At 61.9% G+C, this 3,247-nt stretch carries 3 protein-coding genes; 1 reads left to right on the forward strand and 2 read right to left on the reverse strand.

What is annotated here, in order from left to right:
• Together AB4Y86_RS15385 and AB4Y86_RS15390 are read right to left on the reverse strand one after the other, a co-directional pair.
• The coding region (locus AB4Y86_RS15385) for a DUF2304 domain-containing protein (protein WP_441403064.1) at positions 1 to 261 on the reverse strand (261 nt) is incomplete at its 3' end.
• Positions 262 to 263: 2 nt separating this feature from the next.
• Positions 264 to 1,034 carry a glycosyltransferase family 2 protein gene (locus AB4Y86_RS15390; protein ID WP_441403065.1) on the reverse strand — a complete coding sequence of 257 codons (771 nt, stop codon included), beginning with the start codon at positions 1,032 to 1,034 and terminating at the stop codon, positions 264 to 266.
• Between the two features lie 137 nt (positions 1,035 to 1,171).
• On the opposite strand from AB4Y86_RS15390, the gene AB4Y86_RS15395 reads away from it, so the two are divergent.
• Positions 1,172 to 3,229 carry a DUF6541 family protein gene (locus AB4Y86_RS15395; RefSeq protein WP_441403066.1) on the forward strand — a complete coding sequence of 686 codons (2,058 nt, stop codon included), beginning with the start codon at positions 1,172 to 1,174 and terminating at the stop codon, positions 3,227 to 3,229.
• Positions 3,230 to 3,247: the final 18 nt, after the last annotated feature.

A 3,247-nucleotide genomic window follows, 5' to 3' on the forward strand; every position in this document is an offset into this window, starting at 1 on the left:
GGTCAATTCCCGAGAGACATGCAAGCTGACACCCACCAGCAAGACGATGGCGAGGGCGAAGAGCAGATTTGCTGGCACATGTATGCCAACTAGGGAGGCCGCCCAGTCCAGCAGCTGCGGGAAGACACCCAGGACGATGGTTAGGCCGCCGACGACGAGCCAGAGGACCGTATATTTTTCCCGGAGCTTGCCCTGCCGCAACATTTGAAGAACGACCAGGACCATGACGATGGCGATAATCAGTGCAGACGCAACGCTCATGTTTAGATACTGCCTTCGCCTGCGATGGAACCCAATTCGGGTGTATGAACGGAATCGGGAGTCGGCGTCTTACGCCGCGCGAGGGCGAAGCACAGGACAAGCCCGGAGCGAGCAAGATATACGGCCGACTTCAGCGGGCCGGTGCTCGGGGTGCCTGCTTGACGGACCTTCATTTCGACCGGTACCTGCGTTACCCGGCACCCTGACTTGATCGCGACAACCAGAGAGTCGATGGTATCACCGAGGTATTCGGCGGGAAAATGGTCGATGTACTGGCGCAAGGCGCGTTCATTAGCGGCACGGAAGCCGGAGGTCACATCGGTCAACTCAGTACGGGCCACCCGGGAGATTACCTTGGCGAGTACGGACATCGCCCAACGCCGGGGACCCTTCGCATCGTAGGTGCCGCGACCGGCGAAGCGTGCGCCGATGGAGATATCGGCAACTTCCAGGCCCGCCAGAACCCGGTCGATGTCGAGGGGATCGTGCTGCCCGTCCGAGTCCACTTGGATTGCCGCCTTGTAGCCGTGGCGGATGGCGTACTTGAACCCGGTGCGCRTGGCGCCGCCAACGCCGAGGTTGAACGGCAGCTTAACGACAGTCGCCCCGGCCTCGTGCGCTACACGCGCCGTGTTGTCCTTCGAACCATCATCGACAACCAGAACGTCGTGATGCACGGTGCGCAGGACCTCGCGGATGGTGTCTCCGATCGCCTCAGCCTCGTTCCAAGCTGGCATGATAATCAGAACGCCGGAAGTCGTTGAGTTGCCCATGATGCTTCACTATATCAACAGCCGACTGCCCCACAGTTGCAGGGAACACCCGCGTCGACGGGGCTCTGGACCGGGATACAAACTCGAAACAAGGCATACTTGAAGCGTTCGATTGGCATTCTGAGGAGAACTTATTCATGACGTGGTGGCAAACCGGCCCAACGCTCGCGGGAACGATTCTGATTTTTTTTGTTCCGGGTCTCGCGATCTTGGCCGCTGGCGGAGTTCGCCGGCTTAACCTGATTTGCCTCGCCGCTCCAGTATCCTTTTCCTTGGCCTCGGTGCTCGGGATCGCGCTCGGGAGAGTCAACGTCCCGTTCAATCCGGCCACCTATCTGGGAGCCGGCGCCGCCGTTGCTGTGCTGAGCTTCGTTGGACGGATGGTATGGCTTCGCCGTAGGTCCAGCCACCTGCCGGACCGAGATCGCGGTGTCCTGGGAGCCAACGGAGCCATACCGCTGGCCGCGTCGCGCCAGCGACTGTGGCCGTTGCTCGTTGCTGCCTCGGTCTCAATCCCCGCCATCATCGTTACATACCGTTATGTCAAAGGATTTGGCCATCCTGACAGCCTCTCTCAGACTTTTGACAACGTCTACCATCTAAACGCCATCCGCTACATTGCGAATACGCAGGACGGGTCTTCCCTGACCTTGGGCAACCTGACGGACGCCTCTACGGGCTTCTACCCCGCAGCAATGCACGATCTCATGGCGCTGGTTTTCATGTTCGGCGGCTCCTCGGTCATGGAAGTCGTAAATGTAGGCACCATTGTCATCGGCGCCATCATCTGGCCTCTATCGTGCATCTTCCTCGTAACCCGGATCGTCGGTAATCAGGCTATCGCCATTCTTTGTGCCGGAGTCCTGTCCGCAGGATTCAGCTCCTTCCCCTACCTCATGGTCGCCTTCGGCGTGCTGTACCCGAACCATGCAGCCATCGCATTGCTCCCGGTCGCCTTGGGCCTTGTGATTGAAGTCTTGGGTCTGGCCCGCTGCCGCCCGTCCTCGTTTTGGGCGCCGCTGCTCGCGCTGGCCCTCGTCGGTCCCGGCCTCGTACTCGCGCACCCCAGCGCACTGGTGGCTCTCATCGGATTCAGCACGCCGCCGGTTCTAGCGCGGTTGATCCTCTCGTGGCGGAGTTACCGCCGTGGCAAGGAAACAGGCCGTGCCCTGCTGCTCTGGACTGCGGCGACCGTGGTCTACGTCGTTTTTGGCCTTGTTGTCTGGATCTTCATCCGGCCCAGCCTGGCGGCAGCGCCGTGGACGCCGTTTCAATCCAACGCCCGGGCGCTCGGGGAGATTCTCGCGAGCGCTCCGATGGGAACCACGGCAGCGTGGGTCATGCTTGGCCTGACAATCATCGGCACCTATGTCATCGCCCGCCGGCTCGGGCAGTACTGGTGGGTGCTCGGGATGTATGCCGTGGGAGGCGCCCTCTACGTCATCGTTTCGTCGTGGACGCTCGGTGACTTCCGCACCTTCTGGACGGGCGTCTGGTACAACGACAGCTTCCGGCTCGCGGCCCTGCTTCCCGTAGTGACGCTGCCGGTGGCCGTCATGGGCGCCCAATGGCTGACGTGGCGGGTCCGGGCGCTCTGCGACTATCTCGTGCTCAACGGCCGCACCGACCCGGGCAAGCTGGCACCCGTGGTGCGTCCCCTGGCAGCCCGACTTCCCGCAGTGACCGGCGTCGCCGCGTCCGTGGGCCTTGTTCTCGCGCTGGGAGCAGCCGCCCAGGGCGGCACGCTGTCAAATGTCCAGCAACGGCTGAACACCATTTTTGAGACCACGTCCAACTCATACCTCCTGACCACGGACGAGACCGCGTTGCTTCATGCCGTGCCGGAAATTGTGCCGGCAACGGACCTCGTGGTCGCGAACCCGCGAACCGGTGGGTCTCTTGTGTACGCAATCTCCGACCGACGGACCCTGGCTCCGCACATCTTCGGGAACAGGACACCAGACGAGCAGTACCTCCTCGACCACTGGGACGAAGCTGCCTACAACGACAAGGTCTGCCCAATTGTAAAAAAACTCAAGGCGTACTGGGCATTGGATTTTGGAGATTTCGAGGTGGTTCCCGGCGACGAGCCCTTCATCGGTCTCCGGGACCTGGGCAAAGTCTCTGTGCCCGGTGTTGAGGCGGTCAAGACCGAGGGAAAGGTGCACCTCTACCGCGTCACGGCCTGCGGCTAGCGCCGGCCGCGCCCTGGC

It is taken from the genome of Arthrobacter sp. 2YAF22_2, assembly GCF_052114645.1.
Taxonomy (GTDB): Bacteria; Actinomycetota; Actinomycetes; order Actinomycetales; family Micrococcaceae; genus Arthrobacter.